General features: G+C 39.6%; 19 protein-coding genes. 10 read left to right on the top strand and 9 right to left on the bottom strand.

Annotated elements, in window-relative coordinates:
* Window position 1: 1 nt before the first annotated feature.
* Genes B9Y81_RS06680 through B9Y81_RS06660 form a run of 5 tightly spaced genes read left to right on the top strand, consistent with a single transcriptional unit; the run spans window position 2 to window position 4,713 of the window.
* Window positions 2-856: an HlyD family secretion protein gene (locus B9Y81_RS06680; protein WP_394335434.1), complete on the top strand. Its 855-nt coding sequence runs from the start codon at window positions 2-4 to the stop codon at window positions 854-856.
* Window positions 856-1,770 carry an ABC transporter ATP-binding protein gene (locus tag B9Y81_RS06675; RefSeq protein ID WP_085536221.1) on the top strand — a complete coding sequence of 305 codons (915 nt, stop codon included), beginning with the start codon at window positions 856-858 and terminating at the stop codon, window positions 1,768-1,770. Before B9Y81_RS06680 ends, B9Y81_RS06675 begins: the two co-directional genes overlap by 1 nt.
* Window positions 1,767-2,501, top strand: a complete 735-nt coding sequence (locus B9Y81_RS06670; protein WP_085536220.1) for an ABC transporter ATP-binding protein — start codon at window positions 1,767-1,769, stop codon at window positions 2,499-2,501. The genes B9Y81_RS06675 and B9Y81_RS06670 overlap by 4 nt, the downstream gene beginning before the upstream one ends.
* Before the next feature lie 4 nt (window positions 2,502-2,505).
* A complete protein-coding gene (locus tag B9Y81_RS06665; RefSeq protein WP_085536219.1) occupies window positions 2,506-3,600 on the top strand; it encodes an ABC transporter permease in 1,095 nt (364 codons plus the stop codon).
* Between the two features lie 18 nt (window positions 3,601-3,618).
* Complete coding sequence (locus B9Y81_RS06660) at window positions 3,619-4,713, top strand: ABC transporter permease (RefSeq protein ID WP_085536552.1); 1,095 nt, start codon at window positions 3,619-3,621, stop codon at window positions 4,711-4,713.
* A 286-nt stretch (window positions 4,714-4,999) separates the two neighbouring features.
* Here the strand turns inward: B9Y81_RS06660 and B9Y81_RS06655 are convergent, their stop codons facing one another.
* A complete protein-coding gene (locus B9Y81_RS06655) occupies window positions 5,000-5,368 on the bottom strand; it encodes a bactofilin family protein (protein WP_085536218.1) in 369 nt (122 codons plus the stop codon).
* Window positions 5,369-5,459: 91 nt separating this feature from the next.
* Between B9Y81_RS06655 and folB the strand changes: the two genes are divergently transcribed.
* Genes folB through B9Y81_RS06640 form a run of 3 tightly spaced genes read left to right on the top strand, consistent with a single transcriptional unit; the run spans window position 5,460 to window position 7,159 of the window.
* On the top strand, window positions 5,460-5,819 hold the full coding sequence (folB, locus tag B9Y81_RS06650; protein WP_085536217.1) for a dihydroneopterin aldolase: 360 nt from the start codon (window positions 5,460-5,462) through the stop codon (window positions 5,817-5,819).
* Window positions 5,820-5,828: 9 nt separating this feature from the next.
* On the top strand, window positions 5,829-6,467 hold the full coding sequence (locus tag B9Y81_RS06645) for a MarC family protein (protein ID WP_085536216.1): 639 nt from the start codon (window positions 5,829-5,831) through the stop codon (window positions 6,465-6,467).
* On the top strand, window positions 6,467-7,159 hold the full coding sequence (locus tag B9Y81_RS06640; RefSeq protein ID WP_245832415.1) for an HAD family hydrolase: 693 nt from the start codon (window positions 6,467-6,469) through the stop codon (window positions 7,157-7,159). Before B9Y81_RS06645 ends, B9Y81_RS06640 begins: the two co-directional genes overlap by 1 nt.
* Window positions 7,160-7,168: 9 nt before the next feature.
* Here the strand turns inward: B9Y81_RS06640 and B9Y81_RS06635 are convergent, their stop codons facing one another.
* From B9Y81_RS06635 to mtaB, 3 genes are read right to left on the bottom strand one after another with little or no spacing between them, the layout of a single operon-like run.
* Entirely contained in the window at window positions 7,169-8,185 is a 1,017-nt protein-coding gene (locus tag B9Y81_RS06635) for a glycosyltransferase family 2 protein (protein ID WP_085536215.1), read from the bottom strand.
* A complete protein-coding gene (locus tag B9Y81_RS06630) occupies window positions 8,182-9,069 on the bottom strand; it encodes a lysophospholipid acyltransferase family protein (RefSeq protein WP_085536214.1) in 888 nt (295 codons plus the stop codon). The genes B9Y81_RS06635 and B9Y81_RS06630 overlap by 4 nt, the downstream gene beginning before the upstream one ends.
* A gap of 6 nt (window positions 9,070-9,075) precedes the next feature.
* Window positions 9,076-10,395, bottom strand: coding sequence for a tRNA (N(6)-L-threonylcarbamoyladenosine(37)-C(2))-methylthiotransferase MtaB (gene mtaB, locus B9Y81_RS06625; RefSeq protein ID WP_085536213.1), 1,320 nt, complete (start codon window positions 10,393-10,395; stop codon window positions 9,076-9,078).
* Window positions 10,396-10,509: 114 nt separating this feature from the next.
* Between mtaB and B9Y81_RS06620 the strand changes: the two genes are divergently transcribed.
* On the top strand, window positions 10,510-12,174 hold the full coding sequence (locus B9Y81_RS06620; protein WP_085536212.1) for an AMP-binding protein: 1,665 nt from the start codon (window positions 10,510-10,512) through the stop codon (window positions 12,172-12,174).
* Between the two features lie 133 nt (window positions 12,175-12,307).
* On the opposite strand, the gene B9Y81_RS06615 is transcribed toward B9Y81_RS06620, so the two are convergent.
* The 5 genes from B9Y81_RS06615 to B9Y81_RS06595 all read right to left on the bottom strand — a co-directional run bounded on the left by B9Y81_RS06615 (window position 12,308) and on the right by B9Y81_RS06595 (window position 19,968).
* A complete protein-coding gene (locus B9Y81_RS06615) occupies window positions 12,308-12,901 on the bottom strand; it encodes a hypothetical protein (RefSeq protein WP_085536211.1) in 594 nt (197 codons plus the stop codon).
* A gap of 122 nt (window positions 12,902-13,023) precedes the next feature.
* Window positions 13,024-13,935 carry a dihydroorotate dehydrogenase gene (locus B9Y81_RS06610; protein WP_085536210.1) on the bottom strand — a complete coding sequence of 304 codons (912 nt, stop codon included), beginning with the start codon at window positions 13,933-13,935 and terminating at the stop codon, window positions 13,024-13,026.
* Window positions 13,923-14,699, bottom strand: coding sequence for a dihydroorotate dehydrogenase electron transfer subunit (locus B9Y81_RS06605; protein ID WP_085536209.1), 777 nt, complete (start codon window positions 14,697-14,699; stop codon window positions 13,923-13,925). The genes B9Y81_RS06610 and B9Y81_RS06605 overlap by 13 nt, the downstream gene beginning before the upstream one ends.
* Before the next feature lie 62 nt (window positions 14,700-14,761).
* A complete protein-coding gene (locus tag B9Y81_RS06600; RefSeq protein WP_085536208.1) occupies window positions 14,762-15,223 on the bottom strand; it encodes a helix-turn-helix domain-containing protein in 462 nt (153 codons plus the stop codon).
* 830 nt (window positions 15,224-16,053) lie between these two features.
* Window positions 16,054-19,968 carry a hybrid sensor histidine kinase/response regulator transcription factor gene (locus B9Y81_RS06595; protein ID WP_085536207.1) on the bottom strand — a complete coding sequence of 1,305 codons (3,915 nt, stop codon included), beginning with the start codon at window positions 19,966-19,968 and terminating at the stop codon, window positions 16,054-16,056.
* 148 nt (window positions 19,969-20,116) lie between these two features.
* Between B9Y81_RS06595 and B9Y81_RS06590 the strand changes: the two genes are divergently transcribed.
* Window positions 20,117-22,999, top strand: a complete 2,883-nt coding sequence (locus tag B9Y81_RS06590; protein ID WP_085536206.1) for a M16 family metallopeptidase — start codon at window positions 20,117-20,119, stop codon at window positions 22,997-22,999.
* The last annotated feature ends 1 nt before the right edge of the window (window position 23,000 follow it).

The following is a 23,000-nucleotide window of genomic DNA, read 5'->3' as shown; positions in this document are numbered from 1 at the left end:
TATGTTTAATTCCTGTGGTGAAAATAGTGAAAAATACGATGCGACAGGTGCGTTTGAAGCGACCGAAATACTTGTTTCTTCTGAGGCTTCCGGCAAGATACTTAGGTTGGATATGCAAGAGGGTGATCGTTTGGATGCCGGTAAAGAGGTAGGTTGTGTGGATAGTATGCAGCTCTATTATAAAAAGGAGCAACTACGTGCTGGGCTTCGGGCGGTAGATATCGCAAAACCGGATATCCGTAAACAAATAGCTGCACTGGAGCAACAAATCGCTACAGCGGAATCAGAAGGTCGCCGAATGGAAAACTTAGTTAAGGCGAAAGCCGGCAATCAGAAACAGTTGGATGATATTGTGAATCAGATAGCTCTTCTGCGTAAGCAATTAGACGCGCATAAGTCTTCTTTAGATAAAACATTCGGTAAAGCAGATGCCGAAGCGGAAGGACTTGTTTTTCAGGTGATGGGATTAGACGACATGATAGCAAAATGCAAAATACGGAATCCTTTAACGGGAACTGTATTAGTGAAATATGCCGAAGCAGGAGAGGTGACCGCTGCCGGAAAGCCGCTTTATAAAATAGCGGATACTGATTTGTTATATCTCCGCGCTTACATCACTGCCGATCAGCTTTCTCAGGTGAAAAACGGACAGTCTGTTTCTGTGTACTCTGATTTTGGAAAAGACGAACAGCGTGAATATAAAGGCACTGTAACTTGGGTTTCGGATAAGTCTGAGTTTACCCCCAAAGGTGTGCAGACCAAGAATGAACGTGCCAACTTGGTTTATGCTGTTAAAATAGCAGTAAAGAATGATGGTTACCTTAAAATTGGTCAATACGGTGAAGTAATATTCTGATGAATAGCATAGAGGTAAGAAATATCGCCAAGTCTTACGGAGACATAACCGCTGTCAGGGATGTGTCTCTTCGTATCCGTTCCGGAGAATTGTTCGGACTTATCGGACCGGATGGTGCCGGAAAAACAACGTTGTTTCGCATTCTTACAACGCTTTTGCTGGCAGACAAAGGGGATGCTAAAGTATGCGGAATGGACGTGCGAAAAGACTGGCAGGAAATCAGACGTATTTCCGGATATATGCCGGGTAGATTTTCTTTGTATCAGGATTTATCCGTAGAAGAAAACCTGCAATTTTTTGCTACTGTGTTTAAAACAAAGATCGAAGATAACTATGAACTGATACGGGATATATATGTGCAGTTAGAACCTTTCGCCAAACGACGTGCCGGCAAACTGTCCGGAGGGATGAAGCAAAAGCTGGCGTTATGTTGCGCGTTGATACACCGCCCACGTGTGTTGTTTTTAGATGAGCCCACTACCGGTGTAGACCCTGTTTCCCGTAAAGAGTTCTGGGATATTTTATTTCGAATAAAAGAGCAAGGAATAACGATTCTTGTATCTACTCCCTATATGGACGAGGCCTCCCGGTGCGATCGTATTGCTTTAATGCGAGACGGGGTTTGTTTGCGTATGGATACGCCGGATGCTATTTGTGCATCCTTTCCGCATAAACTATGGTCGGTTTGTGCCACAGATATGTATCGCTTGCTGTTGGATATCAGAAGCTTTGAAGGAACCTATTCCTGTCATGCGTTTGGCGATCAGCATCATGTGATTTTCAAAGATGAAGCACAGGATACTGCTATGCTTATGGCTTATCTTGTAAGTAAAGGGCATCGGGAAATACAGATTAAACCATTGCAACCGGCAGTGGAAGATGTCTTTATGAACTATAGGGAGGATGAATTATGAATGTGATTGAAGCAGATAAACTAACCAAACGTTTCGGCAATTTCACGGCTGTAGATAAAATCAGCTTTGAAGTGAAAAAAGGGGAAATTTTCGGTTTTCTCGGTGCTAACGGAGCGGGGAAAACAACCGCGATGAGAATTCTTTGCGGATTATCTCAACCTACTTCCGGACAAGCCCGTGTTGCCGGTTTTGACATCTACAAGGGAACTGAACAAATCAAGCGGCATATAGGCTACATGAGTCAGAAGTTTTCGCTTTATGGCGATTTGAAAGTATGGGAGAATATCCGACTCTTCGGAGGGATTTATGGATTGTCTGATAAGCAATTGAAAGAGAAAACCGACGAGATGCTGTTTACCCTTCAGATGGAAGATAGACGGGATGCGCTGGTTGATTCGCTGCCATTGGGATGGAAGCAGAAGTTGGCTTTTTCCGTGGCAGTTGTACATGATCCGCAAATTGTTTTTCTGGACGAACCCACAGGAGGTGTCGATCCCGTAACGCGTCGTCAGTTCTGGGAACTGATCTATCAGGCTGCCGAACGTGGAATTACCGTGTTCGTAACCACACACTATATGGACGAAGCGGAATACTGCGATCGTGTGTCGATCATGGTAGATGGGCGAATCGACGCACTGGACTCTCCTAAAGCGTTAAAAAGGAAATTTAATTCGTCAAGTATGGACGAGGTGTTCTATTCATTAGCCCGTAAGGCACAAAGAGGGGAATAAAGACATGAAACAGTTTTTATCTTTTTTGAAAAAAGAATTCTATCATATTTTCAGGGATTTAAGAACAACTATTATTATGATTGTTATCCCTGTGGTACTTGTGGTGTTGTTTGGCTATGCCATCTCCACAGAGATCAAAAGCTCCGGTCTTGTTGTGCTGGATCATGGTCATGATTTACTTACACAACGCATAACAGACCGATTAATATCGAATGAGTACTTTGACTTTTACAAACAGGCTGCCGATTATGAGGAAATCGACAGGCTTTTCAGAAAGGATAAAATAAAGATAGCGGTGGTTTTTCCTACCGGCTTTGCGGAAAATGTAGGAAACGGGTCGGAGGTTCAGCTTTTAGTAGACGCCTCTTCGCCCAACGAAGCAACTTCATTAATCGAGTATGCTACAGCGATTATTAATACGGAGTTGAGCGAAGGTGCCCTGCAAACAACCGGCGGCATTACACCCGTGGTCCGTTTGCTTTATAACCCACAGATGAAGGATGCTTATAATTTTGTGCCCGGAGTGATGGGCATGATTTTGATCCTGATTTGTTCCATCATGACTTCGGTCGGGATTGTGCGCGAGAAAGAATACGGAAGTATGGAGGTGCTTTTGGTTTCTCCGCTTAAGCCCATCTATATTATTCTGGCCAAGGCAGCTCCTTATTTGCTGATCAGCTTAGTTAATATTTTGACGATACTGTTGTTGTCTTACTTCCTGTTGGAAGTGCCGATAAGAGGAAGCCTTATGCTCGTTATCATGCTGTCATTACTCTATGCGCTGGTAGCACTTTGTCTGGGACTCTTCGTATCTACAGTGGTTAGCACGCAGAAGGGAGCAATGTTGATTTGCGCCATGGTATTAATGCTCCCCGTTATACTGCTCAGCGGCATGATGTTTCCGATAGAAAACATGCCTTGGATATTACAACTCATTTCCAATGTAATACCTGCACGCTGGTATATTGTGGCTCTGCGCGATGTGATGATAAAAGGATTGGGTGTGCTGGATATTCTGCCGGAGATAACCATTCTTTTCGCTATGGTTGTAGGACTTATTGTGTTGAGTGTAAAACGTTTTAAAATCCGGTTGGAATAGATTATGAATAACATAAGAATACTACGCCTTTTATTGGAAAAGGAATTTAAACAGATCGGTCGTGATTCATTAATGCCACGTTTGATAGTGCTCATGCCTGTTATTCAGTTGATCATCCTTCCGTTTGCCGCAAACTTCGAAATGAAGAATGTAAACCTGGCAATTGTAGATAATGATCGCTCGGTGGTGACTGCTCAGTTGACCGACAAAATAATATCTTCAGGCTATTTCCGGCTTACTGCTTTAGAGAGTAGTTATGAAAACGCGTTGCCGTTTATGGAAAACAACAATGCGGATATAATTTTTGAGTATCCCTTGGCTATGGAAAAGGATTTAGGGCAGGAGGGAAGCGTTACGGTTTCTATTACCGCAAACGCGGTGAATGGAACAAAAGCCGGACTGGGTTCTTCGTATCTCGCTTCGATAATCAGACAGTATAATCTGGAACAAACATTGTCTACCGCAACTGCGCCTGTTCAGATAAAAAGTACTCATTTATTTAATCACCATTTGGATTATAAGGCGTACATGGTGCCGGGGATTATGGCTTTTCTACTCACGTTAATAGGCGGATTTCTTTCCGCGCTAAACATTGTCGCGGAAAAAGAAAAAGGTACGATCGAACAGATTAATGTAACGCCCGTTCCAAAAAGCATTTTCCTGTTGTCTAAATTAGTGCCATTCTGGATTATCGGACTCATTCTTCTCGCTTTCGGCATGTTGACTGCCTGGGTTATTTATGGGTTTGTACCGGTTGGCAACATACTTACCATTTATTTGTTCGCGGCTATCTATCTGATTGCGCTTACCGGGCTCGGACTGGCTGTTTCCGCCATATCAACTACACAGCAACAGGCCATGTTTACCATGTTCTTTTGCGCGATGATATTCGCATTGCTAAGCGGATTGTTTACGCCTATTAGCAGTATGCCTCAGTGGGCTCAGACAATTACATTATTTAATCCCATCCGCTATTTTGTAGAAGTTATGCGGATGATTTACTTAAAAGGGAGTTATTTAACAGATATAGCAGACCACCTGCTTATTGTTTGCGGATTTGCTGTGTTTTTCAATGCGATCGCGATTCTTGGATACAGAAAAAAGAGGGGATGATTAAGATCATTAAATCTTGTGATTTATCCCCCATTTTAAGTTAAAATCGGGTAAATTATTCAAGAATACGATCGCTTTCATAGGTGTTGAAAATCAATCCTTTAGAATAGTGCAAAAACATAAAGGTTATTTCTTGAAAAATAAAGGATATATTCTGAAAAATAAAGGATATATTTTTTTTTATAAAGGATGCAAAAAAATCAACTTCCAATTAAGCGTGAAATTGAAATGTTAAAATCGTTCAGACCGGGGTAACTGCCAACCGGATTTTCTTCCTGCTCTCCGTTTATTTCTTTACTGCGTCTGCCGACATGTTGCAAGATCCGTTCACCTTAGCGTTTGGCTCGATCTCAAGAATTTTAGTAAAGATATCTCCGGTAATGTCTGCGGTAGACTTTACAATTAATTTCTCACTTGCCCGGATAGTTCCCGCCAGAGTCCCTGCAATTTCAGCATTGACCGATTCAATATTTCCGTTTACCTGGGCTTTCGGACCTACTACAATTTTTGCCCCACATTTTATATTGCCTTCAATGCATCCGTCTAATCTAAAATCAATATCTAAAATGATATCTCCTTTAACTTTAGTACCAATGGCTAATGTGTTGTGAAGTCCTCCTACTATTGCTTCCGGATTGTTTTTGTTTCTGATCATAGTACCTTTAATTTTAGCATGCTGCAAATATAGAACTATATTTTGGCTGAATGTCCTACTTTTCGCTACTTTTACACCTAAATTTAGAAAAATGACAACCAGTATTGAACTAAAAAATATCAAATTTTACGCCTATCATGGCGTGATGGAGCAAGAGCGGATTGTTGGTAATCAATTTGTTGTCGACGCATTGTTGACTGTACCACTTCAGCGTGCGATGGATAGTGACCACTTAGACGATACGATTAATTATGCCCTGATCTACGAGGTTATTAAATCGGAGATGCTCATTCCCTCCAATCTGCTTGAACATGTAGCCGGCCGAACACTTAATGCTTTGAAAAGAACTTTTCCGCAACTTTCGGCTATTGAGCTTAAAGTGTCAAAACTGAATCCTCCCATTGAAGGCGAGATTCAGAGTGCTTCCGTGATTGTTCGTCAAACTTATTAATATACGTATATGGAGACATTGGTACCTTTTGCTTTATTATGTTTTACTTCATTTTTCACACTTACCAATCCTTTAGGCACTATGCCGGTATTCCTTACCATGACCACGGGAATGTCGGAAAAAGAGCGTCAGGCAGTTGTAAAGCGGGCCACTTTCGTTGCCTTTGTTACATTGGTTGTGTTTGCTTTTACAGGGCAGTTGCTATTCCGTTTCTTCGGCATATCAACAAACGGATTGCGTATGGCAGGAGGAATAATTATTTTTGTGATCGGTTATGATATGCTTCAGGCGCGAATTGCGAAAATAAAACTAAAGGATGAAGAGATTAAAACCTATGCGAATGATATATCCGTAACTCCGTTTGCCATACCCATGCTTTGTGGTCCCGGAGCGATTGCGAATGCTATCCTTTTGATGGAAGACGCGGAAGATATTTCAATGAAAGCAATACTTGTCGGATCGATCGCATTGGTTTATTTACTTTCATTCCTTATACTCAGGGCATCCACACGCATACTGAAAGTGTTAGGAGAAACAGGAAATAACGTAATGATGCGTTTGATGGGGCTTATATTGATGGTAATCGCGATTGAATGTTTTGTAAGTGGGCTAAGGCCTGTATTGATTGATATATTACAACAAGTTTGATGATTGAAGGTATAAAGAAGATTGGTTTTGATGCCGATGATACATTGTGGGTAAACGAAGTGTTTTTCAGAGAAACTGAGCAACAATTCTATAAACTTTTGGCCGAATTTGCTGATGAAAAAACGATTGAAGCCGAGTTGTATCGTACAGAAATGGCCAATATGGCGCTTTACGGATACGGTGTGAAAGCTTTTATCCTGTCTGTAATCGAAACCGCACACAAAATAGCCGGAGGAAACCTGCCGGCTTCTGTAATTGATCAGATAATTCGCTTAGGCAAACAGCAATTATTGCAGCCTGTAGAGCTATTGGAAGGTGTTGAAGAAACGCTGAACGCGTTGGTAGGCCGCTACGAACTAATCTTAGTTACGAAGGGAGATTTGCTTGACCAAGAACGTAAGTTGGCTTTTTCCGGTTTAGAGCACTTGTTTCATCATGTAGAGATCATGAGTGATAAAACATCACGTGAATATGGAAAACTTCTTCGCCATATTGATGTTTTGCCCGAAGAGTTTATGATGATTGGCAATTCTTTGAGATCAGACATTTTGCCTCCGTTAGCATTGGGAAGTTATGCCGTGTATGTGCCTTACCATACAACATGGGAACATGAAAGAGTAGACGAACCGATTATCAGTTCTCGTTTTTATACCGTAGATTCGCTTTGGGATATTATCGGATTGGTTCCCTGAACTGATTCATTACATATCCGAGTATTTGCGTTTTCCTTTCAGATAGAAAGAAACAATCAGGCTTTTGCGTGATAATTCCGGGATAGGGGATAAAACTGTTTTTTGAAGATTTTCCTTTCGTATAGGCAGGTAGCTTTCTTTTAATTCGAAGAAATCCTGCCGTGCTTTATAAATAGCCTTTGCATTCTTAAAATGTCCGGTCAGCAGAAATTTTAATGCGGCCAGGTAATCCAAGAAAAAGCGCGTTCGCATCACGTGTTCAAGATCTGCTTCGCCCAGATTCTTATAAACCATAAGCAAGTTATTACGAAAGTTAAGATAGGTTTTATGCGGACTTTCCACACTTAGTGTAGCTCCGCCAACATGATACACAACCGAATCAGGCGTACAAATCAAACGGTATCCGCGACAACGAAGTCTCCAACAGAAATCCACCTCTTCCTGATGAGCAAAGAACCGTCCGTCGAGTCCTCCCTCTTTCTTATAAACCTCCGTACGTACAAAATGGCAAGCTCCTGTAGCCCAAAGAATATCAACAGGCATATCGTATTGACCCCGATCTTCTTCTATCGCATGCAATACCCGTCCGCGACAATAGGGATAGCCGTATCGATCCATAAAACCACCACAAGCACCCGCGTATTCAAAATACTTCTTATTCCTTTGCGCCAGTATCTTGGGTTGAACAGCAGCAATCTCGGGTTGATCATTCATAACATTGAGCGGAGCATCTATCCATCCGGGAGTTACTTCCACATCGCTGTTTAACAGTACGGTATATTTATTGTCAATATGTTTCAATGCCTGATTATACCCTTCGGCAAATCCGTAGTTCTTATCCAACAAAATAAGTTGTACCTCGGGAAACTTTGCTTTCAACATCTCTACCGAATCATCTGTGGATCCGTTGTCTGCTACCACTATATCTGCTTTATCTGTCGGAGTATAAGCTATTACAGAAGGAAGAAACTCTTCCATCAGCGCCTTTCCGTTCCAGTTTAAGATCACTACCGCAACTTCTTTCATTCTGTTTCCCTTTTGTGTTTCCAGCGTTTATGAGTCCACAACCAGTAAGCCGGATCTCGAAGAATACATTCCTCCATCATACGCGTGTATTGTTCCGTGATCCAGAATTCGGGTGTTTCCTGAGGTTTATCAGTTATCAATTTAAAATCTACCGTATAATATCCGCGAGATGTTTTCTTTGTGTCTGTAAATACTACCGGCAGATTTAATTTTCGGGCTATTCTTTCAGCACCGGTTAGCATACCACTATCCTGATTTAAGAAATTTGTCCAGTAATGTAGGTTTGCTTTACTGGGTGTCTGATCGGAAATTAAGATCACACAAGAACGCGTCTTGTTTTTGCTTAGTGTAATAACATCACGGATAGTATCATTCTTCTTTATGCCTTGGGATCCAAAACGCGAACGTAAATAAACAAAGAGCTTGTCAAAGGCTTTATCCTTCAATGGGCGGTAGACTTGATATATCTTCGCGTCTTTAAAAAAGGATTTCGATGACGTGAACCATTCCCAGTTCCCATAATGCCCCATTAATAGAATCACGCAAGGATGCCCGTCGTCCATTAATTTGTCTATTAATTCCGGATTATTCAGAATAGCCCTGCTCTTCACTTCCTCTTTGGATATATGCCCTAATTTGATTGTTTCAACAATGTAATCAGAAAAATGATGATAAAAACGTTGTTCCAGTTTAAGCCGTTCCTCTTCGGTCATTTCCGGAAAAGACGCTTTTAGGTTTGCTCTTGTTACGTAAACCCTGTAATGAGCGATTTTATAAATCAAAACATATAATATGTCCGAAAGCAGATAGAGTACTTTCATAGGAAGTATCGCATGGATTTTAGTCCATGCGAACAACAGGGAATATTCTATTTTAGTCCACATTATTATTTATATTAACGATCCGTTAAGCGCCGATTTATCCTCGTTCCAGTCGCCTAATATAACCTTTTCAGGCTTATTAATCAGCGAACCTTCATAAGGCATTTCTACTTTAATGTAATTTTCCGTGAAACCGTGCATTAATTCACCCTTTCGTGTATGCTCAAACAATACAACAGCTTGTTGACCTATATATTGATCATAGAAGTTTTGTAGTTTCTGATCAGACAGATCCAGTAAGCGCTGACTTCTTTCGTGCTTTGTTTTTGCATCGACGGCATAGTCTATTTTAAGCGCTTGAGTACCCGGGCGTTCAGAATAGCTGAAAACGTGTAGCTGAGATATATCCAGGCTCTTTATAAACTGATAAGCCTGTTCAAAATATTCGTCGGTTTCTCCGCGAGTACCTACAATTACGTCTACTCCGATAAAAGCGTTTGGAATAACTGCTTTAATCTTTTCTACTTTATGTCGGAACAATTCCGTGTCATAACGGCGGCGCATGAGTTTTAATACTTCATCGCTACCGCTTTGCAGCGGAATATGAAAGTGAGGAGCGAATCGCTTACTGCCGGCAACAAAGTCGATTGCCTCATCTGTAATCAGATTGGGCTCTATGGACGATATCCGGTATCGTTCGATTCCTTCTACGTTATCGAGTGCTTTAATAAGGTTCAGGAATGACTCTCCGGTACTTCGTCCGAAATCACCTATATTAACTCCTGTGAGAACAATTTCCTTACCTCCCTTTCGTACAACATCTTCAGCTTGTTCGATCATGCTCGCAATTGTGCCATTGCGACTGCGACCGCGGGCAAAAGGAATTGTACAGAACGAACAAAAATAATCACAACCATCCTGAACCTTCAGGAAATGACGCGTACGATCATCCGATGAACACGAAGGAGTGAACAAACGAATATCTTTGGTTTTAGAAGTAACGATTGTTCCACCGGATGTTTTCTTATCCAGATTCTCCAGGTGTTCAAGTATATCCAATTTCTGTTCGGCACCTAAAACAAGATCAACACCTTCTATACCTGCCACCTCTTCGGGTTTTAACTGAGCATAACAGCCGGTTACAACAACAAAGGCGTCGGGGTGTTGTTTGTTTATTTTACGGATTGCCTGACGGCATTTTTTATCGGCAAGTTCTGTTACAGAACAAGTATTGACTACGCAGATATGTGCTTTCTCTCCGGCTCGGGCTTTTCTTATTCCTTTACCGGCCAACATCTTTCCAATAGTGGAGGTTTCTGCGAAATTCAGTTTACAACCAAGTGTATAATATGCCGCTATCTTATTTTCAAAAACGGTAGTATCTATCATCTAATTATAAAAATTTGGTTGCAAAGTTACATAAAACCGAGAAGTTAATACTTTGTTTAATTGTATATCTGCCTACTACTATGTATTTTTGCTCATTATTCATCGTTTTGTGCTATGATAAAAGAGAACTTTATAAAGTTATATGAAGAGAGTTTCAAGGAAAACTGGGCATTGCCCGCCTTGACAGACTACAGTAAGAATAATACCTTCACTTTTGGACAGGTAGCCGATAAAATTGCGCGTTTACATATTGTCTTTGAGGAAGCCGATATTAAGAAAGGAGATAAAATTGCGCTGATCGGAAAAGACTCGGCTCATTGGTGTATTATATATATGGCGGTTATGACCTATGGTGCGGTTATCGTTCCCATTCTACAGGATTTTAGTCCGAATGACGTACATCACATCATTAATCACTCCGAATCCGTACTTCTTTTCGTTACACATCGTATTTGGGATACACTGGAAGAAGAAAAGATGAATGGGCTAAAAGCCGTATTTGCCATTTCTGATTTCAGTTGCACTTATGAAAGAAATGACGATTATATTACTAAGCTAACGAAATCGTTGGATGAAAAAATGAAGGAACGGTATCCATACGGATTTTCTACCGTAGATATTCATTATGTAGATCAATCGAATGACGAAGTAGTTCTTTTAAATTACACCTCCGGAACAACGGGCTTTAGCAAAGGAGTAATGCTGACGGGCAATAACCTGGCAGGAAATGTAACCTATTCGAAAACGTTGGATCTGATGTATCAGAAAGATAACATCCTATGTTTTCTTCCTTTAGCGCACGCCTATAGCTGCGCCTTCAACTTTCTTGTGCCTATGGCCGTTGGAGCGCATGTATATATGCTCGGCAAAGTTCCTTCTCCCAAAATATTGCTCAAAGCTTTTGAAGAGATCAGACCTAATCTGATAATCACCGTGCCGTTGATTTTGGAGAAAATATATAAAAAAATGATTCTTCCGAGGCTGAATCAAAAGGGTTTAAAGCTTGCATTGACTATTCCTTTTATCGATAAGCGCATCTATGAAAAGATCAGAAAGGGACTGACTGAATCTTTTGGCGGACAATTCCGGGAAGTAATTGTAGGAGGGGCGGCAATGAACCAGGAGGTAGTAGATTTCCTTTATAAGATTAAATTTCCTTTTACTATTGGCTATGGAATGACCGAATGCGGTCCGCTGGTTAGTTACAGCAATAATAAACACTTTGTGCCCGGCTCATGCGGACACGTTTTGAAAGACATTATGGATGTCAGGATAGACTCTGAAGATCCCTATAATATTGTTGGTGAAATTCAGGTGCGTGGTGAAAATGTGATGAAAGGTTATTATAAGAACAAAACAGCCACGGCTGCCGTATTTACGAAAGATGGCTGGCTTTGCACCGGCGATTTGGGCACCATAGACGAAGAGAAACGTATTTTTATTCGTGGACGAAGCAAAACCATGATTCTTGGAGCAAGTGGTCAGAATATTTATCCGGAAGAAATCGAATCCAAACTAAACAATCTGCCTTATGTGCTTGAAAGTGTAGTTGTTGAAAGAAACGGCAAATTGGTTGCCCTCGTATATCCGGACTATGATGCGGTAGACAGTGCCGGTATAGCACATTCGAATTTGCCGGAAATGATGGAGCTTAATAAAGCAGAGCTAAACAAAATGCTTGCGTCTTATGAATCGGTATCCGCCATTCAACTTTACCCTACAGAATTTGAAAAAACACCTAAAAAAAGTATTAAGCGTTACCTGTATAGCAATTATTAAATTTCAGCTCAAAATCTGAGTCGTTTTTTGTAAATCAAATGGGTAAATTGGATCAAAAATATAAAGGTTATGTTTTTGATTATATAGTATTATGTAAAAATGATTGATTTTTGGTTGTTGTTTTTGTCAGATTTTAAAAGGCATAACCTATCTGTAAAAAGCCGCTGTGGGTGAAGCGGAATTTGTCAACTTCGTGGCTGAAGTCTGTAACGGAATAGCCAACGGAAAGAAATATTGGGCAAAGATCTAAGGTGATATAGGTTTTCAGATGAAAATATAGCCAATTCATTTTTTTGTTACCTAATTGATCTGAAATAATATTCGCTTTGAATTTTTCGGAACCTATGGGTGCACATACTCCCGGTTCTATGTTTAAGGCGAATAGTTCTGCCTTGTTTTGGCGAACTATGGGATATCTGAAACGAACGGAAGTGCGAAATAATAACGTTTGAATATCAAACAACCTTCTTTCATATTCGCCCGTAAAGTTGTTATAATAATCGTCGTCTGCTATTCCAAGTATAAAGTTAGCACCTGCCGTTAGTCCCAAATTGCGGGTTAGCAGGTACGAGTAGGATGGTTCTACTTCAAAATAGCCGTTCCCGTTTATCCCTCCGGATAAATTTATTTCCTGCCAGCGTGAGGGCAAGGTTTCTAAACTACGTTTCTCGTCTGCCCATGTTTTTAATGATAGAAATAAAAATAAAAGGATGATGATATGTTTCATTTTTTGCGTTTGTTTAAGTTATACTTTTATGACAGAAACGAAGGGAAAACCCCTATTGGTAGAACAAAAAAAATCCTTTGAAAATTTATTTTCAAAGGATTTTTCACCGATATGTTTTGTGTTTATTGCATCATGGCACCTGTCAGTTCAGCAACGGATTTAAATCCATGACGGTCGCAATATTCATTAATTCCATCAATAACCTTGATTGAAACAGCCGGGTCGATAAAATTATAGGTTCCTATTTGAATGGCGGTAGAGCCTGCCAGCATAAATTCTACAGCGTCTTTCCAGTTGGCTATGCCTCCCATACCAATAATAGGTATTTTAACGGCGTTATACGTCTGCCAGACCATTCTTACGGCAATTGGCTTAACGCATGGGCCGGATAGTCCGCCCGTTATGGTAGATAGCACAGGACGACGTTTTTCTACATCTATAGCCATGCCCAGCATGGTGTTGATTAACGAAACGGCATCCGCACCTTCGGCTTCCACCGTGCGGGCAATCTCGGTAATGTCGGTTACATTTGGCGACAGTTTCACGATTAGCGTTTTAGGGAATACTTTTCTAACCGCGCGCACTACATCTCCGGCTCCCTGGCAAGTTACACCGAATGCCATTCCGCCTTCCTTTACATTTGGACACGAAATATTTAATTCTATAGCCGGAATCTGATCCAATTGTGCGATTATTTCCGCGCATTCAATATACGATTCTATTGTAGAGCCACTTACGTTTACAATCATGTGCGTATCATATGCCTTTATTTCAGGATAAATATGATCCGCAAAATATTGAGCACCTTTGTTTTGCAGTCCCACTGCATTCAGCATACCGGCCGGAGTTTCCGCCATACGGGGATAAGCATTGCCTTCTCTGTGTTCAGCAGTCGTACCTTTTACAAATATTCCACCTAAACGGTTAATATCCATAAAGTCAGTATATTCGAGTCCGTATCCGAATGTACCCGAAGCGGTCATTACCGGATTTTTCAGCTGTAGCTTTCCTATATTTACGTTTAATTCTGCCATGTCAGTTTATTGATATTAAAAACAGGTCCTTCTGTACATACACAAATATGTCCGTCTGTTGTTTTTTCCACACAACATAAGCAAGCACCTATGCCGCATGCCATTGTGTTTTCGAGTGATACTTCACAGTCGATCGCGGCTTCGCGAGCTACTTTCGCAACGGCCATCATCATCGGCTTAGGGCCACAGGTGTAAATGCGGTCAAAACGCTTCTTGTTAAGTATAGTGTGTTGGGTTACATAGCCCTTCTCTCCAAGCGAGCCGTCTTCGGTTGTAATATACACCTGTCCTAAAGCTTCAAAATCCGCTATCTGTAGTACATCTTTTTCTGAGCGCGCGCCCAATAAGAATGAAGGTGTAAAGCCAAGTTGTTTTAAATGATCGCCAAGATAAAGCATGGGAGCAGTACCCACGCCACCACCTATCAACAGTAATTCCTGTTTTGTGTGTGCTTCAGGAATAGTGAAGCTGTTTCCTAAAGGAAGGATTATATTTACTATATTGCCAATTTGTAGCATTGACATGCTCAATGTACCATCCCCAACAATTTGTATCAACAACCATAGTTCGTTTTTTGACCGATCAATGTAATTTATCGAAATAGGGCGGCGTAAAAAAGTTGTCGCATTATCTACTTTAACTTCTACGAATTGTCCGGGTAGCATTTCCGGTAAGGTTTCTTCCGGAGCTAATTTTAGGAGGCAGTAGTTTTGATGAAGGCGAAGGTTTTCTGTAACCTTCATGTCCATGATGTACTTCTTCATATAAAAGGATTACTCAATTTTCTACAAAGATACATGAATAAGACGGATGTATGAAATTTGGATTATTCTTTCCTGCCTTTTTCGGGTATAAAGGTTTCGTAAGTCTCGTCGGCGTAAAAAATAACTAATTTGCTTATTTTCTTAGCCACTAATTCTGTGCGTATAACTATCTCTTTATCTGTTTGTTTTGCTTCGTTTTCATCCGCCTTAACCCTGTTTTCCTTGCGATATTCCTGATCAACCTGGGGGATAGGTCGATTTACAGCCGTATTTGTAAACAAATCGGGCTGCGAGAAACTGATCTTCTCTGTTTTTTCTTTTTGCATTTCTCCTTTACCAAAAAGCAACCAATCTGAATTTATATAAGGAAAGGTTTCTAAAATTTTCATGAATACATCTAAGCTGGGATTGTTTCTGCCTGAGATGATATGAGACATAGCAGACCGTTGGATTCCGATTGTTTCCGCAAATTTCGAAGGAGCGAGTCCTTCATTTTCCATAACTTGTAAAATACGCTCTTTCATGATGTTCGAAATTTATAAATGTATCCGAAAAAGAATAGATTACAAAGATAAACAAAATGAAATGAATAGGAGATAGTAATGTGAATTTATTTTTAGAACACCAAACGTATACAAATGTATTTAGATAGGCGAGATTGTGGTACAAATGTTTTGTTCAAATACGTAAACAAGTAATACATCTGTTATAATTGTATTTTGTTATAAAAGCTTTTGTTTGCTTATTGTGTGTAATAGCTTATTATATAATACATTAAAAGCTACAAAACCCTTAAATAGGGTGTTGTATTGAATATATCGCCTTATTAATGCGTTCTTATCTTAAAGTAAATGTTTGATATTTTATACTAAAACGCTGATATAGTGGATATTGAATATATTTATTTGATGTTCCGAATATGTTAAAACAGGTAAGTAATTTTAATAAATACGTTCTCTTTTGTAACTGACACAAATGTTTCCTTTGCTTCTAAGATAACTGATAATGTTTATGCATGTAACTAATGTTACGAATGTATCAACATTAAATGCGAATGATAGATATGTAAACCTGCTATATTGGTGTTTGTGTTTACAATGATATCCTTACAATAGTCTGTTTTTTTGACAAAATGATAGTTGACGTTTCGTGTAGTCCTTAAGTTCTACACAAATGTTTCCATTAAGCATAAAATAGTTTACAATATTTTCTCAAGTGTTTAAGAATGGAATATTTCAGCCGGTAGCCTTACTATTGTACGGATATTGCAAATATTTTGAGTTAAGAGAGTATACATAATCAGTGAAATAGGCAATACAGCTACTCCATTACCATATATTGTGTTGTGAAAAGCTTACTTTTTAATAAATTCGGATGGTGATTTCCCGTATTGTTTCAGAAAACTGGTAGAAAAATAAGATGGAGACGAGAATCCGGATTGAAAAGCTATTTCGTTCATTCTTGTTTCTCCTTCCTGCATTAAACGAACCGCTTTTTTTAATCGGGCTAATTTAATGAATTCTACAGGAGGTATTCCGGATATCCCTTTTACCTTTCTATATAAACCAGAAGTACTCATCCCCAACTCTGAAGCCAACATATCTACGCTTAAACGTTGATTTGTGATGTTGCGTTCGATACAGTTTGTTAAGTCTTTTAAGAAAATATCATCTGCCGGAGAAGTCGATAAGTCGGTAACCTGTGTTGTCGGTTTTTCTTTATAGGCTTTGTTTAATAGTTCGCGGTTTTTAAGAAGGTTAATTATCTGTGCTGTTAACAGTTCAATGGAAAAAGGTTTTTCCATATAAGCATCCGCACCTTGATTTAGTCCATTAAGATGAGACTGTAGGTTGTGTTGCGCTGTAAGCAATACAAATGGAATATGACTGTAGTTTATGTCGTTTTTAACTGCATTACATAACTCAAATCCATCCATATTAGGCATCATCACATCGCTGATTATAAGATCTACCGCATTATGCATTAATTTATCAAGGGCTTCTTTACCGTCTGCAGCTTCCAGCACGGCATAGTCTGTATCCAACTCTTTATAGATAAAGCTCCGCATTTCATCCTGATCTTCTACAATTAGTATTGTTGGTTTGCCGGATTCATTTGATTCGGTTTTGTTTGTAGTTTGGATAGTTTTTATCTGCGATTGATGAGCCGGCAATGTTAGTATAAAACAGTTTAAACCCTCTTCTGTAGCAATGCAGTTCAATGTGCCCTGATGAAAGTCTGCTAATGAACGTGCCAGCGCGAGCCCTATACCACTTCCCTCCTGATGAATTGTTTCATTCAGCCTGTAGAACGGAGAAAAGATCGATTCCCGTTCTGATTCCGGAATTAAATGTCCGTCACTACATACAGCAATCGAGAATGCTTTGCTTTCTTCAGCACTTTTAACCGACAGTTTTATTTTCTTATCCGAATATTTAATCGCATTACTCAATAAATTGCTTACGATTTTCGAAAAAGCCTCTCTATCGATAAATGCGAATAATTTACTGTCTGGTAAATCAGAAGAAAACTCTTTATTTTTTAACTTCATAACCGGCAAGAACGATTGCAGGATTGTTTCTACCCATACAATTATATCTGTATCCGAATAATTAAGCTTGAAGCCTTTACTTTCCGTCTTCCTAAAATCCAGCAATTGATTACTAAGGTTTAACAATCTGCTCGTATTTCGTTCTATGGTTTGTAAGTGCTCTTTCGTATCGTTGGTTCCATCTTTCGATTTGAGGATTTTCTCCAAAGGTGCCTTTATAAGCGTTAAAGGAGTGCGTATTTCATGCGTAATAAAAGTAAAGAATTGAATTTTAGCATCGTATAGCTCTTTTTCTTTTCGTGCTTCAAATCGCTCCTGATTGAGCCGGTGCTTTTCTTCTAAACGACGTTTTTTATAACCGTAAAATAGAAATCCTACCGTGCCGGCTATCACTACATATATAAAGAACGCCCATCCGGTAAGCCAAAAAGGAGGTGTAATTAAAATGGGCAAGGTATATTCATTATCTTCCCATCTGCCACTGCTGTTTGTTGATTTTACCTTGAAAATGTATTTTCCGGGAGAGAGGTTGGCGAATGTAACATCTTTGTTATCATTCATATAAATCCAGTCTTTATCAATATTCTCCAGCTTGTAGGCATATTGAATAGCTTCCGGGGAGGTGTAGCTCAACGCTACGAACGAAATGCTGAATGTAGCCGCATCGTAGGGTAGTTTGAGGCTTTTTACGGTCTCAGCAGACAGTGATTTATAGTTATTACTCTTACTGTCCGGCACATTTATGCCGGTAATCAGTACCGGAGGTATATAATCATCTTCACTAAACCTACTTGGGTTAAAGGCGATCATGCCGTTGATTGTACCCATATAAATTGTGCCGTCCGGTGCTTGATAGGAAGAACTGTAATTAAACTGGGTTTCATGTAGCCCGTCAGTGTAGGTAAAAACCCGCATTACTTGTGATTCGGGATGAAACCTGACTAATCCGTTTGCCGTTGAAAGCCAGAAATATCCCTGTTTATCTTCAACGATTCGGTATACGATATTGCTTGGTAAACCAATTTCAGCAGTGATTCGGCTAAAGGAGTTGGCATTCTTATTGAAAAGGGATAGCCCATTTACAGTACTAATCCATATCCGACCTGTAGAATCTTCAAAAACAGAGGTTGTATTATTATTACTAATGCTATTTGGATTTAAAGGGTCATGGGTGTAATGTCGGAGTTCATCCTGCTTACGAATGTAGTAAAAGACACCGTGTGAGGTTACAAACCAAAGGTTATTATCCTTGTCTTCATAAATTTGTCTGACTAAAGAGCGAATATCCTTCCAACGCTTGAATCCGTTGCTCTTCCTGTCGAGTAGGCTTACCCCTGTGGAAGTACCTACAAAGAGTTCGCCCGAACGTGTTGAATGAAAACAAACAATGAAGTCGCTGCTTAATCCTCCTGCCGTATTATCCCGTGTGTATCGTTTAACGATTTTGCCCGAAGGAATATTAATCACGTCTATTCCTTTATTGTATGTACCCACCCACAAACTATCTCCTAATGCAAGCAACCCGTGAATGTTAGTAGCCGATAAAGGGCGCAAGGGGTTATTGTAAGAAAAGTTTGTAATCTCGCCTGTGTGCGGATTGTATTTGTTGATGCCATTATCTTCCGTACCGAGCCAAATCATTCCGTATTGGTCGGGACAAATCTCTCTAACGGCATTTCCCGGCATTTCGGCATGCGTTTTTCCACCAATGAAATAGCTGAAAGGCGTGTATTGTTTCGGCAAATAACTTACTCCACCGAAAAAGGAGCCTGCCCACATACCTCCTTCACGATCTTTTGTGAGTGAATAAATGGCATTATCGGCCAGTGCATATTCGTTGGTTAACGACTTACGCAGATTGACCAGATTTTTGTCTAATATATTATATATGTATATACCGGACTCTGAAGCGATCCAATAAGTGTGCTTATTATATAAGCAAATATCTCTGATTTGGGTATCGGGAATGATTGTTTCTGTTGTTTGTAATCGATAATTATAGAACTTTAGTCCCATTTTATCTGTGCCGATCAATACACCGGCATCAGGAACCTGGCAGATAACATCAATATGCCCCTGATCTTTAATTTCATCCGGAGTTAAAATCAGTTTCTGAGAAAAAGAATCGGTTTGCTTATTGTACTCATATAGTGAACTTCCGTCGGTTAATAATGGATTACCTTCTTCGGTTATTGTAATTGCATTCGGATGAAAATAATCATTGGCCGAATAAGCCTTGTATGTTTGATCCGTTATACTATACCGTACAATCTGTTGATGACTGATGAACCACAGATTTCTTTGCGCATCTTCCTTAACATGACGAAAATATTCGATATGCTCCTGCTTAGGATCCAGACGAAAAGGGGTGAACGTATCCGTATGATAGTCGTAAAAACAAACACCTCTATTCGTGCATATCCATATCCGGTCTTTCGAATCCTCGAAAAGGCTAATTATAAAATTATTAGGAATACAGTTGTCGGTAGAAGAGTTATAGTGAAAAACCTTAAACGTATGTCCGTCAAAGCGATTTAGTCCGTCTTCAGTACCAAACCATATAAAGCCTCTTTTGTCCTGAATAGAAGCGTATACGGTGTTGTGAGACAGACCGTGTTTGTTATTGTAATGTCTGAAATAACGATTATCACTATATCCTTCTGCCTTAGGGAAGATGAAAAATAGAAGAAATATTGACAGAAAGATTTTAAAATTCATGAAATAGATGTTCTTGTTTCACTACAAATCTATTAAGAATTTCCAAAACAATCATAATCATCCATTTTAAAAACTAAAAACCATTTGAATTCTCGTATTGTTTAATGAAAGTAGATATATTTGTATTTGAGAGATATCTATATCGTTAATGAAAAAAATATTGCCTGTGGCACTTTTGACATTAAGCGCGAGTGTGTATTCAACGGAAATTCCGGAATCTCTTCGCGTAAAAGAATATAAACTGAGTAATGGATTAACTGTTTGGTTAAACGAAGATCATAGTCAACCTAAAGTTTTTGGCGCTGTGGTGGTTAAGGCAGGCTCAAAAGATTGTCCTGATACCGGTATTGCGCATTATTTTGAACACATGATGTTCAAAGGAACGGATAAGATAGGTACGGTAGATTATGATGCCGAAAAAGTATTGTTGGATTCCATTGCTGCAAAATATGATGAATTAGCACAAATAAATGATCCGGCTGAACGCAATAAAATTCAGATGGAGATCAATCAAATCAGTGTTCGTGCTTCGGAATATGTTATTCCGAATGAATTTGATCATTTAATTACACGTTACGGCGGAAGCAAGCTCAATGCCGGAACATCCTATGATTATACTGTTTATTTCAACACATTTTCTCCTCAATATATTGAACAATGGGCTGCCATAAACAGTGAACGCCTTGTAAATCCGGTCTTTCGTCTTTTTCAGAGTGAACTTGAAACCGTTTATGAAGAAAAAAACATGTACACAGACCGCGTAGGAGGGCAGGCTATTGAAAAATTGACCTATCGTTATTTTTATCCGCATCCTTACGCTTATCCTATCGTAGGGAGTACAGAAAACCTGAAGAATCCCCGTCTTTCAGAGATGATGAAATTCTTTGAGGAGTATTATGTTGCTTCTAATATGGGATTAATACTGAGTGGTGATTTCAGATCGGAAGAAGTTTTGCCTATTCTGGAGTCGAAATTTTCTGTAATCAGACAAGGAGAGCCTCCTGTTAGGGAGAAAGTATCGTTGCCTTCTTTTCAAGGTAAAGAAACAGAGCGCATAAAACTGTCTATTCCTTTTATCAAAGTATTGGCACTCGGCTTTCGGGGTGTACCGGCCAATCATCCGGATGAAGCGGCTTTAAAAATAGCTGTCGGACTACTTAATAACGAAAACGGAACGGGCTTTTTAGATAAACTCATGGTAGATCGTAAATTAATGGCTGCCATAGCTATGAACGAAAGCCTGAATGAAGCGGGGATATTAGGAGTAGGTGTAGTGCCTAAGTTGTTATTTCAAACCTATAACTCCGCCACTAAATTAGTTTGGAGGGAGATAGAACGCGTTAAATCGGGAGAGTTTACCGACGAAATGTTCAATAGCCTTAAACTGGAATCAGTACGTTCCTATAATGCAAGTCTTGAAGATATCAGCGCACGCGCCCAAACTATGATGAGATTATATTCTCAAAATATTTCGTGGGAAGAATATGTAACCGATCTGGATAGGGTTAATGCGTTAACAAAAGACGATGTAGTTAATGCAGCGCGTAAATATTTTACCGATAACTACTTGTATATAACAAAAACAACCGGCAAATATCCGAAAGACAATCTGCCTAAGCCCGATTACGAACCTATTGCTCCGAAAAATGCGGAAGCTAAATCAGTATTTGCCAAACAACTTGAAAAAATACCTGTTAAGAAAGTTTCTCCGCGTTTGCTCGATTTCAATAATGACGTACAAACATTGGCTTTAACTCCATTAGCCACTTTGTATGTGAAACAAAACCCGGTAAATACGATTTTCACGCTAAATATATCCTATAAAATAGGTACTCTGAAGGCACCTATATTAAAGCAAGTGGCCAACTACCTGCCTTTTTTAGGAACGGACCAACAATCTTTCCGTGAATTCAGGGAGGTGCTTCAGTCTTATGGTGCGTCTTTGTCTTTTGAAGCAAGCGAACAACTGTTTACCATCAGGATAAATGGATTTGACGAGAAATTTGAACAGACAGTTCAACTCATCAGCTCATTTATGAAGACCGTAAAAGCGGATAAAAAGAATATAAGTCAACTAAGAGATGCGGAAAAGGTAGCTCTTAAAGCATTTGTAAAATCAGGTGACGATATTTCCAGCGCCCTGCTTGAAATGGTTAAATACGGAAATGAATCCAGATACTTAAAAAAAGTTTCTCTTTCAGAATTGAAAAAAATGACCGGCGACGAGTTGGTTAATTCATTTAAGAAAGCACAAAAAATTGCCTGCGATATACACTATTGCGGTACAATACCCATAGAAAAAGTAGCGGATTATTTATCGGAAAACATTGCTTTGGAAAATATCACCAAAGAATCTGCTTCACCTTATTATCGTTCGTTAATCACATACGATGAGCCACGGGTCTATTTTTATAATATGCCGGATGCCTCCCAAAGCATTGTATACGCTTATGTGCCCGGTGAAGCTCAGGGTGAGTTTCGGAAAAGGCATTCGGGCAAGTTGTTTGGCGGTTATTTCGGAGGAGATATGTCATCCTTGATGTTTCAGGAAATCAGGGAATTCCGTTCGTTTGCTTATCGTGCTTTTGCCAGGTATTCGATTCCGTCGTTGGTTCATAAAGACAAACCCGGTGAACTGACGGCAAGTATGACCACACTGTCAGACAAAACAACTGATGCCATGGTTGTGTTGGATTCATTAATACGAAAAATGCCCGTGAAACCGGAGAAAGTTGAATCGATACGTCAAACTGTTCTGAACCATGCCAATAACAACTATCCGTCTTTTCGTGAAATATCCGAAAAGATAGCCACATACCGTATGGAGGGATATACAGAAGACCCGAATCATCTATTCATTCAAAATCTTAAAGATTTAAGTATGGCTGATATTATGCGTTTTTATAATGAAAATGTAGCCGATCGCCCTGTTGTTTATATGGTAGTGGGTAATTCAAGAAAAATAGACATGAATGAACTGGCCAAATTAGGAGAGGTAATCTACATTCGTAAAAAAGATATTATCAAATAAG

Origin of the sequence: Massilibacteroides vaginae, from assembly GCF_900178525.1 — a bacterium.
Lineage (GTDB): Bacteria > Bacteroidota > Bacteroidia > Bacteroidales > Tannerellaceae > Massilibacteroides > Massilibacteroides vaginae.
This window is presented reverse-complemented; position numbering and strand designations above follow the sequence as displayed.